11 protein-coding genes are annotated in these 20,058 nt (G+C 61.2%); 6 read left to right on the top strand and 5 right to left on the bottom strand.

Annotation, left to right across the window (positions count from 1 at the left end):
- Positions 1 to 25 precede the first annotated feature (25 nt).
- On the bottom strand, positions 26 to 1,744 hold the full coding sequence (locus BW967_RS03955; RefSeq protein WP_076483756.1) for a TadE/TadG family type IV pilus assembly protein: 1,719 nt from the start codon (positions 1,742 to 1,744) through the stop codon (positions 26 to 28).
- Positions 1,745 to 2,068: 324 nt separating this feature from the next.
- On the opposite strand from BW967_RS03955, the gene dnaG reads away from it, so the two are divergent.
- Both dnaG and rpoD read left to right on the top strand, forming a co-directional pair.
- Positions 2,069 to 4,000 carry a DNA primase gene (gene dnaG / locus BW967_RS03950; RefSeq protein WP_076483755.1) on the top strand — a complete coding sequence of 644 codons (1,932 nt, stop codon included), beginning with the start codon at positions 2,069 to 2,071 and terminating at the stop codon, positions 3,998 to 4,000.
- Between the two features lie 133 nt (positions 4,001 to 4,133).
- Entirely contained in the window at positions 4,134 to 6,140 is a 2,007-nt protein-coding gene (gene rpoD / locus BW967_RS03945) for an RNA polymerase sigma factor RpoD (protein WP_076483754.1), read from the top strand.
- A 52-nt stretch (positions 6,141 to 6,192) separates the two neighbouring features.
- On the opposite strand, the gene arsJ is transcribed toward rpoD, so the two are convergent.
- From arsJ to BW967_RS03930, 3 genes are read right to left on the bottom strand one after another with little or no spacing between them, the layout of a single operon-like run.
- Positions 6,193 to 7,437, bottom strand: coding sequence for an organoarsenical effux MFS transporter ArsJ (gene arsJ, locus BW967_RS03940; RefSeq protein ID WP_076483753.1), 1,245 nt, complete (start codon positions 7,435 to 7,437; stop codon positions 6,193 to 6,195).
- 14 nt (positions 7,438 to 7,451) lie between these two features.
- Positions 7,452 to 8,459, bottom strand: coding sequence for an ArsJ-associated glyceraldehyde-3-phosphate dehydrogenase (locus tag BW967_RS03935; RefSeq protein ID WP_076483752.1), 1,008 nt, complete (start codon positions 8,457 to 8,459; stop codon positions 7,452 to 7,454).
- Between the two features lie 3 nt (positions 8,460 to 8,462).
- Entirely contained in the window at positions 8,463 to 9,290 is an 828-nt protein-coding gene (locus BW967_RS03930) for an arsenate reductase/protein-tyrosine-phosphatase family protein (RefSeq protein ID WP_076483751.1), read from the bottom strand.
- 139 nt (positions 9,291 to 9,429) lie between these two features.
- On the opposite strand from BW967_RS03930, the gene BW967_RS03925 reads away from it, so the two are divergent.
- Together BW967_RS03925 and BW967_RS03920 are read left to right on the top strand one after the other, a co-directional pair.
- Positions 9,430 to 9,711, top strand: coding sequence for a hypothetical protein (locus BW967_RS03925; RefSeq protein ID WP_076483750.1), 282 nt, complete (start codon positions 9,430 to 9,432; stop codon positions 9,709 to 9,711).
- A 145-nt stretch (positions 9,712 to 9,856) separates the two neighbouring features.
- Complete coding sequence (locus BW967_RS03920) at positions 9,857 to 11,704, top strand: heavy metal translocating P-type ATPase (RefSeq protein WP_083951955.1); 1,848 nt, start codon at positions 9,857 to 9,859, stop codon at positions 11,702 to 11,704.
- Here the strand turns inward: BW967_RS03920 and BW967_RS03915 are convergent.
- A complete protein-coding gene (locus BW967_RS03915) occupies positions 11,701 to 13,182 on the bottom strand; it encodes an alpha/beta fold hydrolase (RefSeq protein ID WP_076483748.1) in 1,482 nt (493 codons plus the stop codon). The genes BW967_RS03920 and BW967_RS03915 overlap by 4 nt on opposite strands.
- A gap of 370 nt (positions 13,183 to 13,552) precedes the next feature.
- Between BW967_RS03915 and BW967_RS03910 the strand changes: the two genes are divergently transcribed.
- Complete coding sequence (locus BW967_RS03910) at positions 13,553 to 18,532, top strand: beta strand repeat-containing protein (protein WP_139327792.1); 4,980 nt, start codon at positions 13,553 to 13,555, stop codon at positions 18,530 to 18,532.
- A 134-nt stretch (positions 18,533 to 18,666) separates the two neighbouring features.
- Positions 18,667 to 19,998, top strand: a complete 1,332-nt coding sequence (gene tssK, locus BW967_RS03905; protein WP_076483746.1) for a type VI secretion system baseplate subunit TssK — start codon at positions 18,667 to 18,669, stop codon at positions 19,996 to 19,998.
- Positions 19,999 to 20,058 lie beyond the last annotated feature (60 nt).

The following is a 20,058-nucleotide window of genomic DNA, read 5'->3' as shown; positions in this document are numbered from 1 at the left end:
AGCCCCCTGATTTTCATTTTTCTGCTCAGTTCGTTAGCCGCAGCGAGTTGATGGCCGAAGCAATCGAGGCGAAGGCCTCTGTTAGATCGAGCGCATCAACCTCATAGGCATAGGTTTCCGCCGTCGCGCATTCGCTCAGAACTTCTTTGCCCGCATCCGGAGCGTCCACCGCGACGGTAAAGATCACGATATTGCGGTCTTCGTCCTTAGCCGCTTCGCACAGGCTGATAAGCGCGGAGTCCTTGGTCGAAAATTCCGATTGTTCTGCCATCGTGTCATAGATCGCAGTTTTGCTCATGCCATAGGCTGCCCCGGCTGCGCGCCCGCCGAACTGGTCGATGAACCCTTGCAGCGTGTAGCCTTTGCCCCAGATCGTTTGCCACGTGATGTTGTATTTCTGGCTCGGCATTTGCCAAGAATAGAGCCACGCGCCATCACGCATCCGGTAGTAGGGTTTATAGTAGGACGGCACGTAGTAATAGAGGTTGTCCCAATCGGTGCTGTTGGTCGAGAAGGCAGACGAGTTGCGCGTCGAGACAAAGCCCGAGTCCCCGGTGCGATAGGCGGTCTTGGTGGAGTAGGAACGGGTGTTTTGACCGTCCGTCATCAGGACCATGACTTTCATCGCTGTGTCGTCGACATCCTTCGTACCGTCATCGTAATCGAGCGGGCGGCCCGCTAGATCGTTCGATGCCCAGCCTTGCGAGATCATCGAGGTCAGGGCCGGACGCGCTGCCGGGTCCAGAAGTGCAAGCCCCCAGCGGGCGCCGACGTCAATTGCGGTGTCGCCACCGGGGGTCAACCCCGAAATCTTGTCCTTGATCGTTTGCTCATCGTTACCGTAGGCCAGAACCGAGGCGAAGCTTTCGTTCGGGCAGTTCATGATCCCACTAGAGGTCGTGCGCACGAGGCTGAAGTTGTTGCCCCAATAGTCGAAGCTATCGCCATACATGGTGCGTTGGAGCGTCGTAGAGGGGGAGATGGCAATCTGGCTCGTCGGCAGTTTGAAAACATCGGCGCAGGTGTTTTGCGTGTGCTCCGTCGACAGGCTGAACACCGAACCAACGCGCGAGCCGAGCGTCACTTGCTGGTTGTAAGGCACCACCGAAATCGACAAGCGCCCGGCGGGTGCGCTGGCCGGTTGCACGGTATCGAACATCTGCTCAACAAAATTCAATGCGGCCGGGCGCAACTGGTCCATGCGCGTCGGGTAGACGCCGTTCCAGCGCGAGTCATCGTCATGATAAATGTTGAAGTTCATCGAGCCAGAAATGTCGAGCACGAGCGAGATTTCGACGTTGCCGATGGACTCTGTCGCTTGGCTGTTGCCCGCGGTGTAAAGCTCATTAATGCCCATCAGCGGGCCAAACAGGGTGGGCATCCGATCCGTCGCGCGGATCGTGACACGGCGCCACTCTTTGAAATTGCCCTCTTCAACCGTGGTGTCCACATCAAGATAGTCGAGCCCGGCCTTCGCCAGATAGTCGTCAATCACTGCCTCAGGCTCGAGGTCTTGGGAGAGGGAGGCCGCTGCAAGCGCCGCGCGGTCCAGCGTGTTTTGGATAACGGCGCGTCGATCCTCGACCCGCACGAAGTCGATGGCGATGCCGGTGCAGACCATCATCAGAATGAAGATTTGCAGAGACAGGATGATGAGTGCGCCATCTTCGTCGCGTATGAACTTCGCAAGCCAGCGCTTTGCGCAGCTTTGTGAGGCGTCCGTTCTGTGCCGCTTCTGTTGCATTCCACCACTCCGCATCGGTTTGCCCCCGGGGTGTGAGGGCAACCGGAATATAATTTCCCGTCCCTCTTATCCGGGGGGATAGGGGCGGAAATGAGGCGCCACGAGGGCAGCGGGGCTGTATTGTCTTAGGATTTGCAACGGTTTGACGCTGCGCAGCAGCTTGGTTTCTGTGAAATTAACAGTGTGACACGAAAATTCCGTGTAGCTTATGCATTTGGATATGGGCGTTAAGTCTTTGGGCGTAGCGATTCGCAGAAGGGTGCGGCGTGTCGGCTTGTATTTGGGGCTCTCGACTCCGGCGCGGCGAAGCCCGATATTAGCGCCATGTCGCTGCCCCCCGGATTCCTTGATGACCTGCGCTCGCGCGTGACCTTGTCTGACGTTGTCGGGCGCAAAGTCATGTGGGATCAGCGAAAGTCGAACCGGGCGAAGGGCGATTATTGGGCGCCGTGCCCGTTTCACCATGAAAAAACCGCCTCTTTCCATGTCGATGACCGCAAGGGCTTTTACTATTGCTTTGGCTGTCACGCGAAGGGCGATGCGCTGGGCTTCATCAAGGAAACCGAGAACGTCTCCTTTATGGAAGCGGTAGAGATTTTGGCGCGGGAGGCGGGCATGCCAATGCCCGAGCGCGACCCAAGGGCGGTAGAGCGGGCCGACCGGCGCACCGAACTGGCCAATGTGATGGAAGAGGCGGTGAAATATTTCCGCCTGCAATTGAACACGCAGGCAGGTGCGGGCGCGCGGGATTATTTGGCGCGGCGCCGCTTTCCTGCTGCGGCGCTTGAGCACTTTGAAATTGGCTTCGCGCCCGACAGCCGCCAGGGGCTGTTTCAGGCGCTGACCGGCAAGGGGATTGCGCCCGACCTGATTGTGGATGCCGGGCTTTGCATTCGCCCAGATGACGGTGGCGCGCCTTATGACCGGTTTCGGGGGCGGATCATCTTCCCTATTCGCGACGCGCGCGGGCGGGCGATTTCGTTGGGGGGCCGGGCAATGGACCCAAATGCCCGCGCCAAATACCTCAACGGGCCCGAGACCGAGCTTTTTGATAAGGGGCGAAACCTCTATAACGTCGGCCCCGCACGCCAAGCCTGCGGCAAGGGGCAGCCGCTGATCGTGGCTGAGGGCTATGTCGATGTGATTGCTCTGGTGGAGGCGGGGTTCACCGGGGCCGTGGCGCCTTTGGGCACGGCGATCACCGAAGATCAGTTGCGGCTGATGTGGCGTATTTCTGACGAGCCGATCATTGCGTTGGATGGCGATGCGGCGGGTCTGCGCGCGGGGATGCGGCTTGTGGATGTGGCCATGCCGATGCTGGAAGCGGGCAAAGGGCTGCGCTTTGCCATTTTGCCCGGTGGCCAAGACCCCGATGATTTGATCCGTGCCGAAGGGCGCGAGGCGATGGAAAAGGTGATCTTGGGCGCGCGCCCGATGGTCGATCTTTTGTGGCGGCGCGAGACTGAGGGGAAGGTGTTTGACAGCCCCGAACGCCGCGCCGCGCTGGATAAAACCCTGCGCACCACCTTGCAGCGGATCGTTGATCCATCGCTGCGCAGCCATTACGGCGCCGAAATTAAGCGCCTGCGCGAAGAGTTGTTCGGCCTTGGTCCCGTCGCTAATGCGGGTTGGCAGCCGCGCCCGCGGATGCCGTGGAAACCGGGTAAGGGGCCGGTGCTGCCACTGAGTTCAACGCGCTCCACGCTGCTCGCCGCTGCCGCAGGCGATGCGGTGGCCGAGCAATTGCGTGAAACGATGTGCCTCGCGATCTTGATCACGCATCCCGCGCTGGTGGCCGAGTTTGAAAGCCAGATGGAGCGTCTGCATCTGTCAGATGCCGAACTGGATGCGCTTTTGACGCTGATGTTGACCCATGCCCACGATATGCCCGAGGCGCTGGGTGAAACCCTTGCGCGTGAAGCGCCCGCTGCGCTTGAAAAGCTGCTGAACCACCCCCATGTGAAGACCGCCCCCCCCGTGTTGCGCCGGACCGATACCGACTTTGCTCGCATGTGCTTGGCAGAGGAATTGGCAAAACTAACGGCAGCCCGCGCGGTGAAGGCAGAAACGGAAGAAGCCATCGAAGCGCTTGAAGGTCTGGCAGACGAGGGCGTGACGTGGCGAATCACTCAAGCGACGAAGGCCTATCACCATGCGGAAAAGTCGAAAATCAACGACACATCCGACCTTGGCGAGGATCGCGCGGCGATGTCGCAATTCCTGCAATCCCTCCTAGATAAGCATTCTGGGGGCTAAACGCGTCAAAACCGATTCGCCCTCTGTGATTCGCCGTTCTGATTCGATAAAACGGCGGGAAACGATTCGATTCCGTTGCGCACGGCCCCGCGTAACGAAGTCCAGCCCGATGAAGCCCGAGCAAGGAGCGCCCATGGCCGCCAAGGACATCGACGACAGCAAACCCGATACCGCCGCTGACGAGGAGACCTCCTTCGACATGAGCCAAGCCGCTGTAAAGCGGATGATCGCCGAGGCGAAGGAACGTGGTTACATCACCATCGACCAGCTCAATGCGGTGATGCCGCCCGAACAGGTTTCGGGCGATCAGATCGAAGATGTCATGTCGATGCTTTCGGAAATGGGCATCAACGTCGTCGAAGGCGAAGAGGCTGAGGAACCCGAAGGCGGGCAGGTTGTCGAGACCGGCTCCGGCTCGCGTGAGGTTGCGGTTGCAGGCTCCACCTCGGAAACGCTTGATCGCACCGATGATCCGGTGCGGATGTATCTGCGCGAAATGGGCTCGGTGGAGCTGTTGTCGCGTGAGGGCGAGATCGCTATCGCCAAGCGCATCGAGGCTGGCCGCAACACGATGATTGCGGGTCTGTGCGAAAGCCCGCTGACCTTCCAAGCGATCACCATCTGGCGCGACGAACTTCTGTCGGAAGAAATTCTTCTGCGCGACGTGATCGACCTTGATGCCACCTTTGGCCGCTCGATCGACGGCGAGGATGACGAGGAAATGGAAGGCCCGGTCGAAGGCATGACGATGGAGGGCGGGGATAACACCAACGCCCAACCGCGTCCTGCTTCTGACGAGCCCGAATACGATGCCGATGGCAACCCGATCGCCCGCAATGACGACGATGACGACGATGATGACTCGTCGAACATGTCGCTCGCCGCGATGGAAGCCGCGCTCAAGCCCAAGGTGCTTGAAACGCTCGACCTGATCGCACGCGACTATGCGAAACTCGCTGAGATGCAAGATCAGCGGATGTCGGCTACGCTGAATGAAGACGGCACCTTCTCGGTTGCCGAAGAAGCCGCCTATCAAAAACTGCGCTCTGAGATTGTTCTGCTGGTGAATGAACTGCACCTGCACAACAACCGGATCGAAGCGCTGATCGACCAGCTTTACGGGATCAACCGTAAGATCATGTCGATCGACAGCGGCATGGTGAAACTGGCCGATGCGGCCCGTATTCCGCGGCGCGAATTCATCGACGAATATCGTGGCTATGAACTCGATCCGACGTGGATGGACCGGATGGCTGCGAAATCGGGCCGTGCTTGGGCCACGCTGATGGAAAAAAGCGGCGACAAGCTGGAAGATTTGCGCGGGCAAATGGCGCAGGTTGGGCAATATGTCGGCGTGGATATTTCCGAATTCCGCCGCATCGTGAACCAAGTGCAAAAGGGCGAAAAAGAAGCCCGTCAGGCGAAGAAAGAGATGGTCGAGGCGAACCTGCGGCTCGTGATCTCCATCGCCAAGAAATACACCAACCGTGGTCTGCAGTTCCTCGACCTTATTCAGGAAGGCAACATCGGCCTGATGAAAGCGGTCGATAAATTCGAATATCGCCGCGGTTACAAATTCTCGACCTATGCGACGTGGTGGATCCGTCAGGCGATCACCCGCTCGATCGCGGACCAAGCGCGCACGATCCGTATTCCGGTGCATATGATCGAAACGATCAACAAACTGGTGCGGACCGGGCGGCAGATGCTGCATGAAATCGGCCGTGAACCGACGCCGGAAGAACTGGCCGAAAAGCTGCAAATGCCGCTTGAGAAGGTCCGCAAGGTGATGAAAATCGCCAAGGAGCCGATCTCGCTCGAAACGCCGATCGGCGACGAGGAAGACAGCCAACTGGGCGATTTCATCGAGGATAAGAACGCCGTTCTTCCGCTCGATAGCGCGATTCAGGAAAACCTGAAGGAAACGACGACGCGGGTTTTGGCCTCGCTCACGCCGCGTGAAGAACGCGTGCTGCGGATGCGCTTTGGCATCGGCATGAACACGGACCACACGCTGGAAGAAGTCGGCCAACAGTTCAGCGTGACCCGTGAACGGATCCGGCAGATCGAGGCGAAGGCGCTGCGCAAGCTCAAGCATCCGTCGCGCTCGCGCAAGCTGCGCTCCTTCCTTGACCAGTAAGATTTGAACAGATCGCCGCAAACGCCCCCGCAAGGGGGCGTTTTGCTTTGGCTCACGCGGTTAGTAAGCGGCGCGCCGAAAGCCAACTGGCTGCGGCCATAACCCCCGCAGTGGCAAGGCACAGCGCCAGCCCGCCGATTTGGTAGCTAAGCCCCGAAAGCAGCGTGCCCATCAGCCGCCCCGCCGCATTCGCCATATAGTAAAAGCCCACATCACGGGTGATCCGCTCTGCCGATCCAAAAGCCAAAATCAGATAGGAATGTATCGAGGAATTGAGTGCGAAAACCGCCCCAAAAAGCAAAAGTCCCGCCACGAGCGTTACGGTCAGCCAAGGTGCAGGGGCTCCCGCCAGCGCAACCGCCAAGGCGAGCCCAAAGGGGATCGGCACCAACCGCCCGGCCCAAGTGATCGCTTTGCGGGTGATGGCGGCTTCGGGCTGTGCTTTGGCCCCCAAAAGTCGGGGCGCAAAGCCCTGCACCGTACCATAGCCAATGATCCACAACGCCATAAAGCCGCCTGTCAGGAAAAAGGCCTCGCGGTTCCCTGCCGCTGTGCCATCGGCCAGCACCGCGTGGAAATAGACCGGGATGCCGACCACAAACCAAACATCGCGTGCGCCAAAGAGGAACATCCGCGCAAGGCTAAGTCGGTTCACACGCGGGTTTTGCGACCGCCAGCCGCCCCAGCTTTCGGCTGATTTCATCCGCCCCGGCAGACCCTTTGGCAAAAACAGCACCACGGCAGCCAAGATCAGCGCCAACACGCCGGCCATGCCCCAAACGGCGGGTTTGAACCCGGCAAGCGCCAAAAGCGCCGCGCCAAGGAAAAAGCCAAGCCCCTTCACCGCGTTCTTAGAACCCGTCAGCGCCGCCACCCAGCGAAAAAGCGCGCCATCGGCACTTGGCGCCAGCAGTTTGACGGCGGATTTAGAGGACATTTTGGCCAAGTCTTTCGCCACGCCCGAAACGCCCTGCACCGCCATCACAAAGATCACCGAGGCGGTCAGGCTCCACGCCGGGTCCAACTGCGCCAGCGCCACGAGCGCAAAGATTTGCAAACCAAGCCCGCCATAAAGCGTCGCCGCCAAGCCAAAGCGCGCGGCAAGCCAACCCGCACCAAGGTTGGTCACGATCCCCGCCACCTCATAGAGCAAAAAGAGCCATGCCAGATCGACCGGGCTGAACCCCAGCCCGTTGAAATGCAACAGCACCAGCATCCGCAACGCGCCGTCGGAGAGCATGAAAGCCCAATAGGCGGCGGTCACGGCGGCATAGGCGCGGATCGGGTTTTGGCTCATGGCATGTCCTGCGGTCAAAGACTGTGCGCAACCATGCGGACAATATCTGCCAAGCGGCAGGCATAGCCCCATTCATTATCATACCAAGCATAGAGCTTCAGTTGCGTCCCGTTGATGACCATGGTCGAGGGCGCATCAAGGATCACTGAGCGCGGATCATTGGTGAAATCGCTCGAGACCAAGGGCCGCGTTTCCACCCCCAAAATCCCCTTGAGCGGGCCTTCGGCCGCGGCGGTGAAAAGCGCGTTGACCTCCTCTGCTGTGGTGGGGCGCTCCAGTTCAAACACGCAATCGGTGAGCGAAGCGTTGAGCAGGGGCACCCGCACCGCATGACCATTGAGGCGGCCCTTTAGCTCCGGATAAATCAGCGTAATCGCCGTGGCTGAGCCTGTGGTGGTGGGGATCAGGTTTGTCAGAGCGGATCGCGCACGGCGTGTATCTTTCGCCGGGCGATCCACAATGGTTTGGGTGTTCGTGACATCATGCAACGTGGTGATCGACCCGTGGCGAATGCCAAGCGCTTCATGCACCACTTTTACCACCGGGGCGAGGCAGTTCGTGGTGCAAGACGCCGCCGTGATCAGCCGTTGGCTGCCATCGTAAAGCTTGTGGTTGATGCCATAGACAAGGTTCAGCGCATCGCCATCCTTGACGGGCGCGCTCACGACGACCTTTTGTACCCCGGCGGCGAAATAGGGCGCAATCTTCGCAGCGGTCTTAAAGACCCCAGTGCAGTCAATCACCAGATCAATGCCCATCTCGCGCAGCGGCAGCTCTTCAATCTTTTTGGCCTGCGTCAGGCGGATCAACTGGCCATTGAGTTCCAGCGCATTCGCAACCGCGCGCACCGGGGTGGGCCAGCGGCCATGCACGGAATCAAATTCCATCAACAGCGCGAGTTGGTCTGCATCCCCCGCCGGTTCGTTGATCAACACAATCTCTCCGCCCGCGCCCGCATCCATCAGGTTGCGCAGGGCGAGCTTTCCCATCCGTCCAAGACCATTCAGGGCGATGCGTGGCATGGGTTACTCCGTCTTCGTTTGTTGGGGGAGGGTATCAAGGCGCTTTTGCAAGGCGCGCCGATCAAGGTTTTCCAGCGGGAGCGCGACAAAGGCTTCGATCCGGCGGCGCAGCTGCGCGTAGCATTCGGCAAAGGCGAGGGCTTTTTGCGCGCCTGTGCCCTCTGCCCGCGCGGGGTCTGGCAAGCCCCAATGCGCGCTGATCGGCTGGCCGGGCCAAGGGGGGCAGTCTTCGGTTGCGGCCACATCGCACAGCGTGAAGACAAACTGCATTTGTGGGGCAGCAGCCCGCTGGAAGCCGTCAAGCGGCTTTGAAAACAGGTTCTCGATTGCATGCCCGCTGCGCGCCAATACCTCTAGAGCGAAGGGATTGGGGGCCGGGCCGGGGCGCGTGCCAGCGGAATGGGCGATGAACCGCCCCGCGCCAAGGTCGCGCAGCAGTGCCTCTGCCATGACCGAACGGGCCGAATTGCCGGTGCACAGAAACAGCACATGAAAGGGGGCGCTGACTTGGGGCGGCTTGCGCAAAACTTCTGGCATAAGATCGGCGCGGGCATGCCCCAGATCGAGCGCCAGATAGCCAATCAAGCCCTCGGTCATGGTCAAATCTGCCGCGTAAAAAAGCGAGCGGCCTTGTCGGGTAACCGTCACCAGCCCCGCGGCGGCCAGATCGGCCAAGTGATGGGATAGCGTGTTGGGCTTGATATGGAGCGCATCCGCAATCTCGGTCGGGCGCACGCCTTTGGGCGCAAAGCGCAAGATCAGCCGTAGCGCCGCAAGGCGGTCCGGATGGCCAAGGGTGGCAAAAGCGCGGGCAGCGGCGTCATGTTCCATAATTCATGATTTATCGAAATATAGCGACGCGCGCTAATGAAGCTTTTGTTGCGGTTTCATGACGGGCGGCGCCCCTGTCGTGAAATCGTCATGCCTTTCCGGCATAAGGTGCCATCCATCCAGAAATGCGTTTTGAACCATGCTGCCCCGCTTTGCTGCCTTTTCTGCCCTCTCTGTGATCTGGCTCGTGGTCAGTTTAGGTCCTGCTACGTCCTTTCCGCTGCCCAAAGGCGAGGGGCTCAAGACCTTGCGCAAAGAATGCACCCGCTGCCATTCGCTGATGCAAATCTCCAATGCCGATGGCCGCTCGCGCCCCGAATGGGAAAAGCATGTGGTCGATATGACCGATATCGAGCGCCGCCCCGAGGCGATGCGGGAAGTGGTGGATTATTTGACCGAGCATTTCCCGCCCGGCTACTAAGCTTTGCCTAGACGAAGCGTCGCCTGTTATCAGCGTCAAAATGCGCTAGAAGAGCGCAGACGGCCTTTCGGCGATTTGCAGCGGGAGTGGACTGGTGAGCGAAGAAACACAGCGCTTGGCCCTGACATGGGCGACGATCCTTGGCATGGCGGCAGCGGCGCTGTGTCATTGGGTGCTGCCGGGCTATGCGGAAAGCTGGACCGAGGCAGCGGCTTTGGGGCTGGTTTTCCTCACCGGGGGCGTGCCTGCGGCTTCGCGTGCGCTAGAAGCGCTGATCAAGGAACGCACGCTCGATATTGATCTGTTGATGGTCATTGCGGCCGTGGCCGCTGCCGCCGTGGGCGCAGCGCTGGAAGGCGCGGTTTTGCTGACGCTGTTCAGCCTGTCCACCACGCTCGAACATCGCGCGATGGGGCGCACGCGCCGCGCGATTGAGGCGCTGATGGAACTGCGGCCCGACCGCGCACTGAAGCGCGTGGGGGAGAGCACGCAAGAGGTTCCGGTGGACAGCCTGATCCCCGGCGATGTGGTGATGTTGCGCCCCGGCGCGCGGGTGCCGGTGGATGGGGTGATTGTTGAGGGCGAGGGCTCGGTCGATGAATCCACCATCACGGGCGAGTCTGTTCCGGTGCACAAAGCCCCCGGCGCGCAGGTGTTTGAGGCGACGGTGAACCTGCATGGCGTGCTCGCGGTTGAAGTGCGCAAGCCTTTGTCTGAAAGCACCGTTGCGCGGATGATCGCCCTGGTGACCGAGGCGCAGGCCGCCCGCGCGCCCTCGGAGCGGTTCTCGGATTGGTTCGGGCAGCGCTACACGATTGCCGTGCTGGCGGGGGCGATTTTGGCCTTTATCGCCTTTGTCGTGCTGGGCCATGGTTGGCACCAAGCGCTGTATAAAGCGGCGACGCTTTTGGTGGCCGCCAGCCCCTGTGCCATTGTGATTTCTGTGCCGGCGGCGATCTTGTCAGCGCTTGCGGTGTCCGCGCGCGGTGGGGTGCTATTCAAAGGCGGTGCGGCGCTTGAAACGCTCGCCTCTGTCTCGACCTTTGCCTTTGATAAAACCGGCACGCTGACCACCGGGCGGCAGGAATTGGTCGAGATCCATTGCGCGGGCGATGAAAACGATTTTCTCGCCCGTCTTGCCGGGCTTGAGGCGCATTCCGAACACCCGATTGCCGAGGCGATCCGCCGGGCTGCTGAGGCGCGGGGGCTTAGCCCCGTGACCGTGCGCGAGGCGCGCGCCGTGCCGGGCGAGGGAATGGTTGGCGTCGATGAGGCGGGCGTTTTGTGGGCGGGCAATGCCCGTTTGGCCGCGCGCATGGGCGCGAAAGCCGAGGTCGATGCCGCGCAAGCCTTGCCCGAGGCGGTGCAAGAGGCCCCGCGCACGCTCGTTTTGCTCGGGCGCGGCGCGCATTACATCGGCTCTGCCACCTTTGAAGACCAAGCGCGCAGCTCTACCCCTTATGGCTTGGCGGCTTTGCGCGCCGGGGGCGTGCAACACATCGCCATGCTCACGGGCGACCGCCGCGCCGTGGCCGAGCGGGTGGGGGCAGAATTGCATATCGCTCCCAAAGCCATTCACGCCGATCTGCGTCCCGAGGATAAGGTCGCCCTCGTGGCCGATATGGCGGGGAAAGGACGCGTCGCCTTTGTCGGCGATGGGGTGAATGATGCGGCTGCGCTGGCCCGTGCTGATGTGGGTATTGCGATGGGCGCGGCGGGCTCTGAGGTTGCGCTTCAGGCGGCCGATGTCGCACTGCTCTCTGATGATATCGCGCGACTGGCCGAGGCGCATCGGTTGGCCAAACGCACGGCGACGATCATCCGGCAAAACCTGATCTTTGCGATGGGCGCGATGGTGGTGCTGGTGACCTCGGGCCTCTTCTTCTCGCTGCCGTTGCCAATTGCGGTTGTGGGCCATGAAGGCGGCACGGTGCTGGTGGTGCTGAACGGTTTGCGCTTGCTGACCGACCCGATCCGCAAGCCTACCGCTTAAACCGCCAAAAGCGGCAAGATAACGCCAAGCACCCAAGCAAGGCTCAGCCCCGCGCCGAGCCCGGCGGCCGGGGCCCCCGCGCGCCGCGCCACCCAGCGTGCGAGCAGCCCGTGCACGAGCCAAAACGCCAAAAGCACCGGTAGCGCCATAATCACAAACATCCGGTCGTCATCGCCCAGTGCGACGGTGGCGCCAAGCGAGGCAAGCACCGCAAAACGCGCCAGCACCCGGCGCCAAAGCGCACCGCGCCCGGCCTCTGTCACCAAAGCATCCCCCAGCATGAAGGGCAGGGTGCCAAGCGCCAAAACGGCAATCAGCAAAGCACGCTCCGGCGAGGGCCAAAAATTGGTGAAATAGCGGTCAATCGCAAAGCCAAAGACACCGATGCCCCAAAGCACAAGCGCCCCTGCCGCTGCCCAATGCAACCGATCGCGCAGCCCCACGCCGTGCAACAGCGCGATTTGCAGCACGCCATAAAGCGCCAGATGCGCGGTCAACGCGCTGATCGCGGTCACAGGCAGGGGGTTGGTATGGAAGGCAAGCAGCGCCAGCGGCGTGACACTCGCAGGCACAAAAACGGCGAGGAGGAACCGTTTTAGCGGCACCTCACGCGGCCCTGGCCCCTTTTTCAAAAGCGCGACCATCGGGTGGAACAAAAGCACAAGCCCGGTCAAAAGCGTGCCGATCCAAACGCCCATCGCGTCAATGGCGCCCGTGCTCGTGCGCCCGAAGGCACGGTCGAGCCAGTCGCGCGCGGCGGTGATCGCTATGGGGCTGTAAAGCACGCCCACATGGCCCACATGCGGGGCCACCACGGCGCGGCGCTCCACATCGCCCACCACCGCCAAATCGCCCTCTTGCGCGGCGGGGTCCACCTGCGCCACAGCTTTGCGGGCGAAGTCGCGCAACATCCCCTCCCACGCGCCCGAAATGAGCAAAAGTCGGGGCGGCGCGCTGGGTGTAATCGCCTCGGAAAAGCTTGAAATTGCAATCACAGCGGTGATCGGCGTGCCTGCCGCGGCCTCTTCCTCAGCGGCGCGGATGATGATGTCGGTCGCCATCGAATGGCCCAAAAGCGCGACGCCCTCTACCCCCGGCAGCGCCCGCGCGGCGGCAACCACCGCGCGCGTCTCGGCCATCAGGTAAACCGTTGTGCCCTCGATCTTCGTCACATCGCCGCGCATCGGCGTAGGGTTGCGCCCTTGTCCTTCGTAATCGAAGGCCAAGACCCGATAGCCCGCCTGCGCCAGCCGCAAAGAATAGCCGAGCATGATCTGGCGCGAGCCCGCGAACCCATGCGCCACCACCACCGCAGGCCCATCGGCCCCCGGCATCTGGTATAGCGTCACCGGCGTTGTGCCCACCGCAAGCGGCGTCATTTCTACGCCCATCCGCTCGCGTTCCAGCATCAAAACCGAAACAACAACAAGGATCAGGGCAAAGAGGCCAAGGGCGGCATGGCGGATCGGGTGAGTCATCGGGCTCTTTCGGCGGGCGTTTTGCTGGAATGCGACTAGGGTCGCGTGAAACCTGCGCGGGTGCAATGGCGGCGGCAACAGGTCGCGCCGGAGCTGTGCAAGAAACGGCCCCCGCGCGCAATATTCCGAATGTTGATGGCAAATTTGCCGCAATCATTTCGCAAATGGGGGTGGGGCAGAATGTCAACCTTCGAAAGAGTTGAGTTAATGCGCGGCTTCTGGATTATTAAGTACAAAGTATAACGCATCGGCGCGCGTGGCCGGGCTGTCTGTTTTGGTGCCCATTTTGAACCGGGCAGGCGGTCGCTGTCGGTCCGCACGGTGGCGCTTCAGCCACTGGCCGATCCATTTGGATATCGGGGACCAAGCCATGGCGCTGCAGACTGTGAATTTTATTGACGGCCACCAAACCCGCCGGGCGCAATTCGCGGCGCCCAAGCGGTTGCTGCAAAGCACAGCATTGGCGCTGGTGCTGGCCGCGATGCCAATGAGCCTCTCTGCGCAAGTGATTTGGGATGGGAGTTCCGACACAAACTGGGACACTGGCACGAACTGGGTTGGGGATGCAGCCCCCGGAGGGGGGGACACGGCTGAGTTTAGTGATAACACAGCGGTAAACCAGCCCACCTTGAACAGCGATCAATCCGTTGCCGCGACGACGATTTCGACGGGCATTCTCACCATTCCCAACCACCTGACGTCGCCCACCGTCGTAATTTCGGGAACGGGGACCGTGACGGTGGATACGGCGAGCGGCATCCTGACCTCCGTCACCGGTGTTACCATCACGGATTCGGGCACGTTCAATCTCGTCAACTCTAGCACCTTGCAAGGAAGCGTCACTTTGAGTGCGGGAAGCTCTGCGACCTTCACGCTCAACGGTGGCCTGGTCACGAACGATCTTACCATCAATGGTGGCACGGCGAACCTGACCAATGGGGTTGTGAGTGGAACGACCTCCGTGGCCGCACCGGTCAGCGTCACGAACAATGCAACGCTTTCTGCGGTGTCGAATGCGGGGACGTTCGTCAATGCGAGTACAGCGGGGGCCGTAACGAACTCTGGCGACGGGACGAACGACGGAACGATTGCGAGCCTGTCGAACACGGGTGGCACCTTCACGAACAATGATACGATCACTGGCGGGGCGCTCGTTTCGGGCGGGGCGCTCGATAACGCGGGGCAGATTGCAGGTGATGTGTCTGTGACGGGGGGGGCTTTCACCCTGAGCGACGGGTCGTCGGTGACTGTGGGCGCTGCCTCTGGCGATGTCACGATTGGGAATGACAGCGGTGCCGCGACGTTCGTTGCGACGGGGACGAGCAGCATTGCCGGGGCTTTCTCGGTGGGGGCGCAGGGTACGGCAATAGTGGGTAATACCGATGCCACGCCTGATCAGTTGACGGTTTCTGGAACGACGGATGTGACTGGGTCTGGCGGCAATGCTGCGGCGCTGTCGGTTGTTGGCGGCGCGACGTTCAACACCGGCAATGTGACGGTTGGGTCGGATGGCACGCTGACGGTTGGGGATGCGGATGCGCTGACGCTTGAGAACATGAATGTTGGCGGTGGCAGCGGAACCACGGATGTGTCTGCTGGCGGCACTTTGGATGTGCGTGAAGGCGCGACGCTTGCAAGCGCAGTGACAAGCGCATCGGCGGTGACAAACGCCGGGACGATCAATGGAACGCTTGGGCTGAGTGGCGCCGGGAGCCTTTTGCAAAGCACAAGCGGTGTTGTGACGGGGACTGCGACGCTCGCTTCTGGCACGCAAATTACCAGTGACGGTTCTTTGGCAGACGTGTCGAACAGCGGCACCTTCGTGAACCAATCAAACGGTCAAGCGGGCACGGTCACGAACCAAGGCACGGGCACGGGGTCGAACGCGGGCACGGTGGGCGCGCTGATCCACAACAGTTCGAATAGTTTCGCGAACACTGGGGACATCACCGGCGCGGTGAGCGTGTCGAATGGGACGGTGACGAACACCGGGACGATGGATGCGGGGGCGAGCGTTACGGGCGGGACTTTGACGAACTCTGGCCAAGTTGCAGGCGATGTGTCTGTGACGGGCGGTGACTTCAATCTCTCGGGCGGGACGGTCGTTGATGGAAGCGGTGCTGGCGCCGGTCCGGGTGATGTGACGATCGGCGATGATACCGGTGCGGCGACGTTCGTTGCGACGGGGACGAGCAGCATTGCCGGGGCTTTTTCGGTGGGAGCGCAGGGCACGGCGACGGTTGGAGATAGTGTGACGCCCGTGGCCACTGCGCTGACGGTTTTGGGGACGACGGATGTGACTGGGGCTGGCGGCAATGCGGCGGCGCTGTCGGTTGTTGGCGGCGCGACGTTCAACACCGGCAATGTGACGGTTGGCTCCGATGGCACTCTGACGGTTGGGGATGCGGATGCGCTGACGCTAGAGAACATGAATGTTGGCGGGGGCAGCGGAACCACGGATGTGTCTGCGGGCGGCACTTTGGATGTGCGTGAAGGCGCGACGCTTGCAAGCGCAGTGACAAGCGCATCGGCGGTGACAAACGCCGGGACGATCAATGGAACGCTTGGGCTGAGTGGCGCCGGGAGCCTTTTGCAAAGCACAAGCGGCGTTGTGACGGGGACTGCGACGCTCGCATCTGGCACGCAAATTACCAGTGACGGGTCTTTGGCAGACGTGTCGAACAGCGGCACCTTCGTAAACCAATCAAACGGTCAAGCGGGCACGGTGACGAACCAAGGCTTGGGCACCGGGTCGAACGCGGGCACGCTGGGCGCGCTGATCCACAACAGTTCGAATAGTTTCGCGAACACCGGGGACATCACCGGCGCGGTGAGCGTGTCGAATGGGACGGTGACGAACACCGGGACGATGGATGCGGGGGCGAGCGTTACAGGCGGGACTTTGACGAACTCTGGCCAAGTTGCAGGCGATGTGTCTGTGACGGGCGGTGACTTCAATCTCTCGGGCGGGACGGTCGTTGATGGGAGCGGTGCTGGCGCCGGTCCGGGTGATGTGACGATCGGCGATGATACCGGTGCGGCGGGTTTCCTTGCGACGGGGACGAGCAGCATCGCCGGGGCTTTCTCGGTGGGGGCGCAGGGTACGGCAATAGTGGGTAATACCGATGCCACGCCTGATCAGCTGACGGTTTCTGGAACGACGGATGTGACTGGGGCTGGCGGCAATGCTGCGGCGCTGTCGGTTGTTGGCGGCGCGACGTTCAACACCGGCAATGTGACGGTTGGGTCGGATGGCACGCTGACGGTTGGGGATGCGGATGCGCTGACGCTTGAGAACATGAATGTTGGCGCTGGCAGCGGAACCACGGATGTGTCTGCGGGTGGCACTTTGGATGTGCGTGAAGGCGCGACGCTTGCGAGCGCAGTGACAAGCGCGGGGGCAGTGACAAATGCGGGCGCCATCACTGGCGCAGTGAGCGTATCCAGTGGCACGGTTACGAACGCGGCGACGGGCGCGATGAATGGCGGGGCGCTCGTTTCGGGCGGGGCGCTTGATAACGCGGGGCAGATCGCGGGCGATGTGTCTGTAACGGGCGGGTCTTTCACGCTGAGCGACGGGTCGTCGGTGACGGTGGGAGCGGCCTCTGGTGATGTGACGATTGATGGTGTCGGCACCCAGTTCGATACGACCGGGACGAGCAGCATCGCGGGCGATTTTGCATTGCTCAACGGTGGTCAAGCGACGATTGGCGATGGGGTCATTGCGACGGATCTGACGGTGAGTGGCGCTGGCGGTACGACGGTCGATGGAACCTCTTCGCTCACCGTGACCTCGAATGCGACCCTGTTGAGCGCGGTCAGCAATACCGGGACGATCAATTTTGAAAATAGCGCGCTTGTGACCGGGAGCATCACGGGCGCGGGGCTGCTGAATGTCTCGGGCAATGCGACGGTTGACGGGTCGATCTCTTCGGCAAACACGATTTCTTTGGCCAATGGGACGACGGGGCAGACCTTCTCGGTCACCGGAGACTTGGTGGGGGTGAGCAATACGGTGCTCGCTTTTGACGTGGATTTGGCGGACAGCGCGGCAGATATCGACCTGATTGACGTCACCGGTGAGGTCTCTGGCTCGTTCCTTCTGAGCTTTGCGGATGCGACCTCTGCAAATGCGGATCTGCCGGCCTCTGATTTGACGTTCTTGCTTTGGGGCAGCGAAAATGCACCGAGCTTCACCTATGATTTCACCGATCTTACGCAAAACAACCCAAGCTATGATTATACGGTGGTGCCGGAGAGCGGTGGCAGCGGTCTTGCCCTGCATGTCGCGATCGACCAAGACGTGGGAGCGCTGGCGGGCAGTGTGGCGCTGTCGCAAAGCTTGATCGGGGCGCTTGTGAACCGCCCGACCAGCCCCTTCACCGTGGGCCGTGCGATCCCCGAAGAGAAAAACTGTGCACCCGGTGGTTGGGGCCGGGTGACGGGCGGTAACGTCGATGCGTCGGGCGATACGACGGATTCGGGTGGGATGCAAAACGGCTCGAATGTCACCGCGACCTATACCGGCGTCCAGCTTGGCGGCGATTTGTCCTGCTTCAACGGCTCCATCGGCGGCTGGGATATGGCGTTCGGGGGCTTCCTCGGGTTCAACCGTGGTTCCGGCACAATCTCCACCATTTCGGTGGCGAATTCGACCGCGACCAGTTCGCCGACAGCGAATGATTTCCAACAAAGCTATGGTGGCGTGTATATGACCGCCTCTAAGGGGAACCTTGTTGCCGATCTTCAGGTCCGGACGGAAAAAACCGATTTCACGCTCAACAACGCGTCTATTGCAGGCACGGCCTTGAGCGATGCGACCTTTGCGTCGCGCGCGACCACGGTGTCTGGGTCTGTCTCGGCAAGCTTCCCGCTGAAGGAAACCGGCTGGAACCTCGTGCCGACCGCAGGTTTCATGCTGTCGCGGAGCAAAACGGACACCATCACCTTTGACCTTCGCTCCGGAGAAACGCAGCCTGCCACCCTGCAAATTGATGATCACACCACCAAGCTTGGCTTCTTGGGGCTGTCGGCATCGAAATTGCGGATCGCGGAAACGGAGGATTCCGCCAAGAGCTACTTCATCACGGGCACCTATTACCGTGATTTCTCGGAAGATCTGGCCAGCCATTACGCGGACCCGGAAAACGCGATCCAAGGCAGTTTGGCGTCAGAGACGCTTGGCTCCTTTGGCGAGATCAGCATCGGCATGAGCTATTTGAAAGTGTTGCAAACCAATGGTCATGGTCTGCCCGCCAAGCAGTTCAACGCCTCTGTCCGCCTTGATGGCCGCTTCAGTGGCTCGATGAACAGCACCGCCCTGACCGCACAGGCGCGCTGGCAGTTCTGATCGCGCCGGATTGGGCCCTTGCTGCGACGGTGGGGCCCGGTTCGTGAAGCTTGACCGATCCTCGGTCGGGCTTCACTATGGCGTCACTTCAACGGGCGGGGTCGTGCGCGCTGCGCGGCGGGAGATATAAAGCAATGTCTTTGTTCAGCAAGGTTGCCTGGAAGGAAGGGCTGTTCCTGCAACCGCAGCATTTGCAGCAGTCAGACCGGTATATCGAACATCTGATGGATACGCGGCTGCGGCGCCTGCGTCCCTATATCTGGGGGTTCACCGATCTGGTGATCGACCGTGACATGGCGCAGCAGGGCAAGATCGCGCTGCGCCGCGTGAGTGGGATCATGCCCGATGGTTTGGTGTTTGATGCGCCTGATGCCGGGCAATTGCCGCAATCGGTGGTGTGCCCGGAGGATGCGGCGGGGCAATTCATTTGGCTGACCGTTCCAGAGGCTTCGCCCAATGGGCGCGATATTGGCCCCGATGAGGCCGATGCCTCGACCCGCTATCGGCTGTCTTCGGAAAGTGTGGCGGATAATGCCGCTGGCGCGCGCATCGAGCAATTGGTGGAAATTGCGGTGCCGCGGTTGGAATTGGCCATTCGGCGCACGCCGCGCCCGGGGTATCAGTGTCTGCGCATCGCTCGTATTCATGAAATGCGCGACGGGGTGATTGCGCTGGATGATACGGTGCCGCCGCCCGCGCTGATTTTGGGCACCCATCCTGTTTTGGGCGGTTACCTGAGCCGGGTTCTTGGCTGGGTGGAAGCCAAACTTGAAACCCTTGCGCGCTATGCCGCAGACCCGTCCTCGGGCGGGGGGATGCAGGCGTCAGATTATCTGATGTTGATGACGCTCAACCGTGAAGTCACGGTGCTGCGGCATATGAGTGCATTGGATTGTGTTCACCCCGAGGAACTTTATCGCCGTCTTATTGGGTTGGCGGGGGAATTGGCGACCTTTGACAACGGGGCGCGGCTGGCGCCGCAATATCCGCCTTATGATCACGCCGAGCCGAAGGAGAGCTTCACCCCGGTGGTGATGGATATTCAGCGCGCATTGTCGCGCGATGTGGGGCGTGCGGTGCGCTTGCCGCTGCGGATGGTGCGGCAAAATTCCTATTTGGCCGAAGTGGCCGACCGCAATCTGTTCCGCGAGGCGACCTTTGTCATTGAGGTGGAAAGCGCCAAGCCGCTGGCGCAGGTGATGATGCAGTTCCCGCAACTGTGCAAAGTTGGCCCCAACACCCGGATGAGCGAGATCGTCAAGAACAACCTGCCGGGGATTGGGCTTGTGCACTTGCCGAACCCGCCGCGGCAGATCCGTGTCGTGGCCTCAAACGTCTATTTCTTGCTCGACCGGAACACGCCGCTTTGGTCCGAATTTTCGAATGCGCCCGCGATCGGGATGCATTTTGCGGGCGATTGGCCGGAGTTGAAATTGGAATTCTGGGCGATCCCTGAAAAGATCTGAGACGGGGGGATCTGACGGGGCATCGCTCGGGGAGGAATGAGTGCCGCAAGCTGCGAACCG

Source organism: Rhodobacter aestuarii (assembly GCF_900156655.1).
GTDB classification, from domain to species: Bacteria; Pseudomonadota; Alphaproteobacteria; order Rhodobacterales; family Rhodobacteraceae; genus Rhodobacter; species Rhodobacter aestuarii.
The sequence above is the reverse complement of the archived record's forward strand: the minus strand, read 5'-3'. Positions and strand labels throughout refer to the sequence as shown.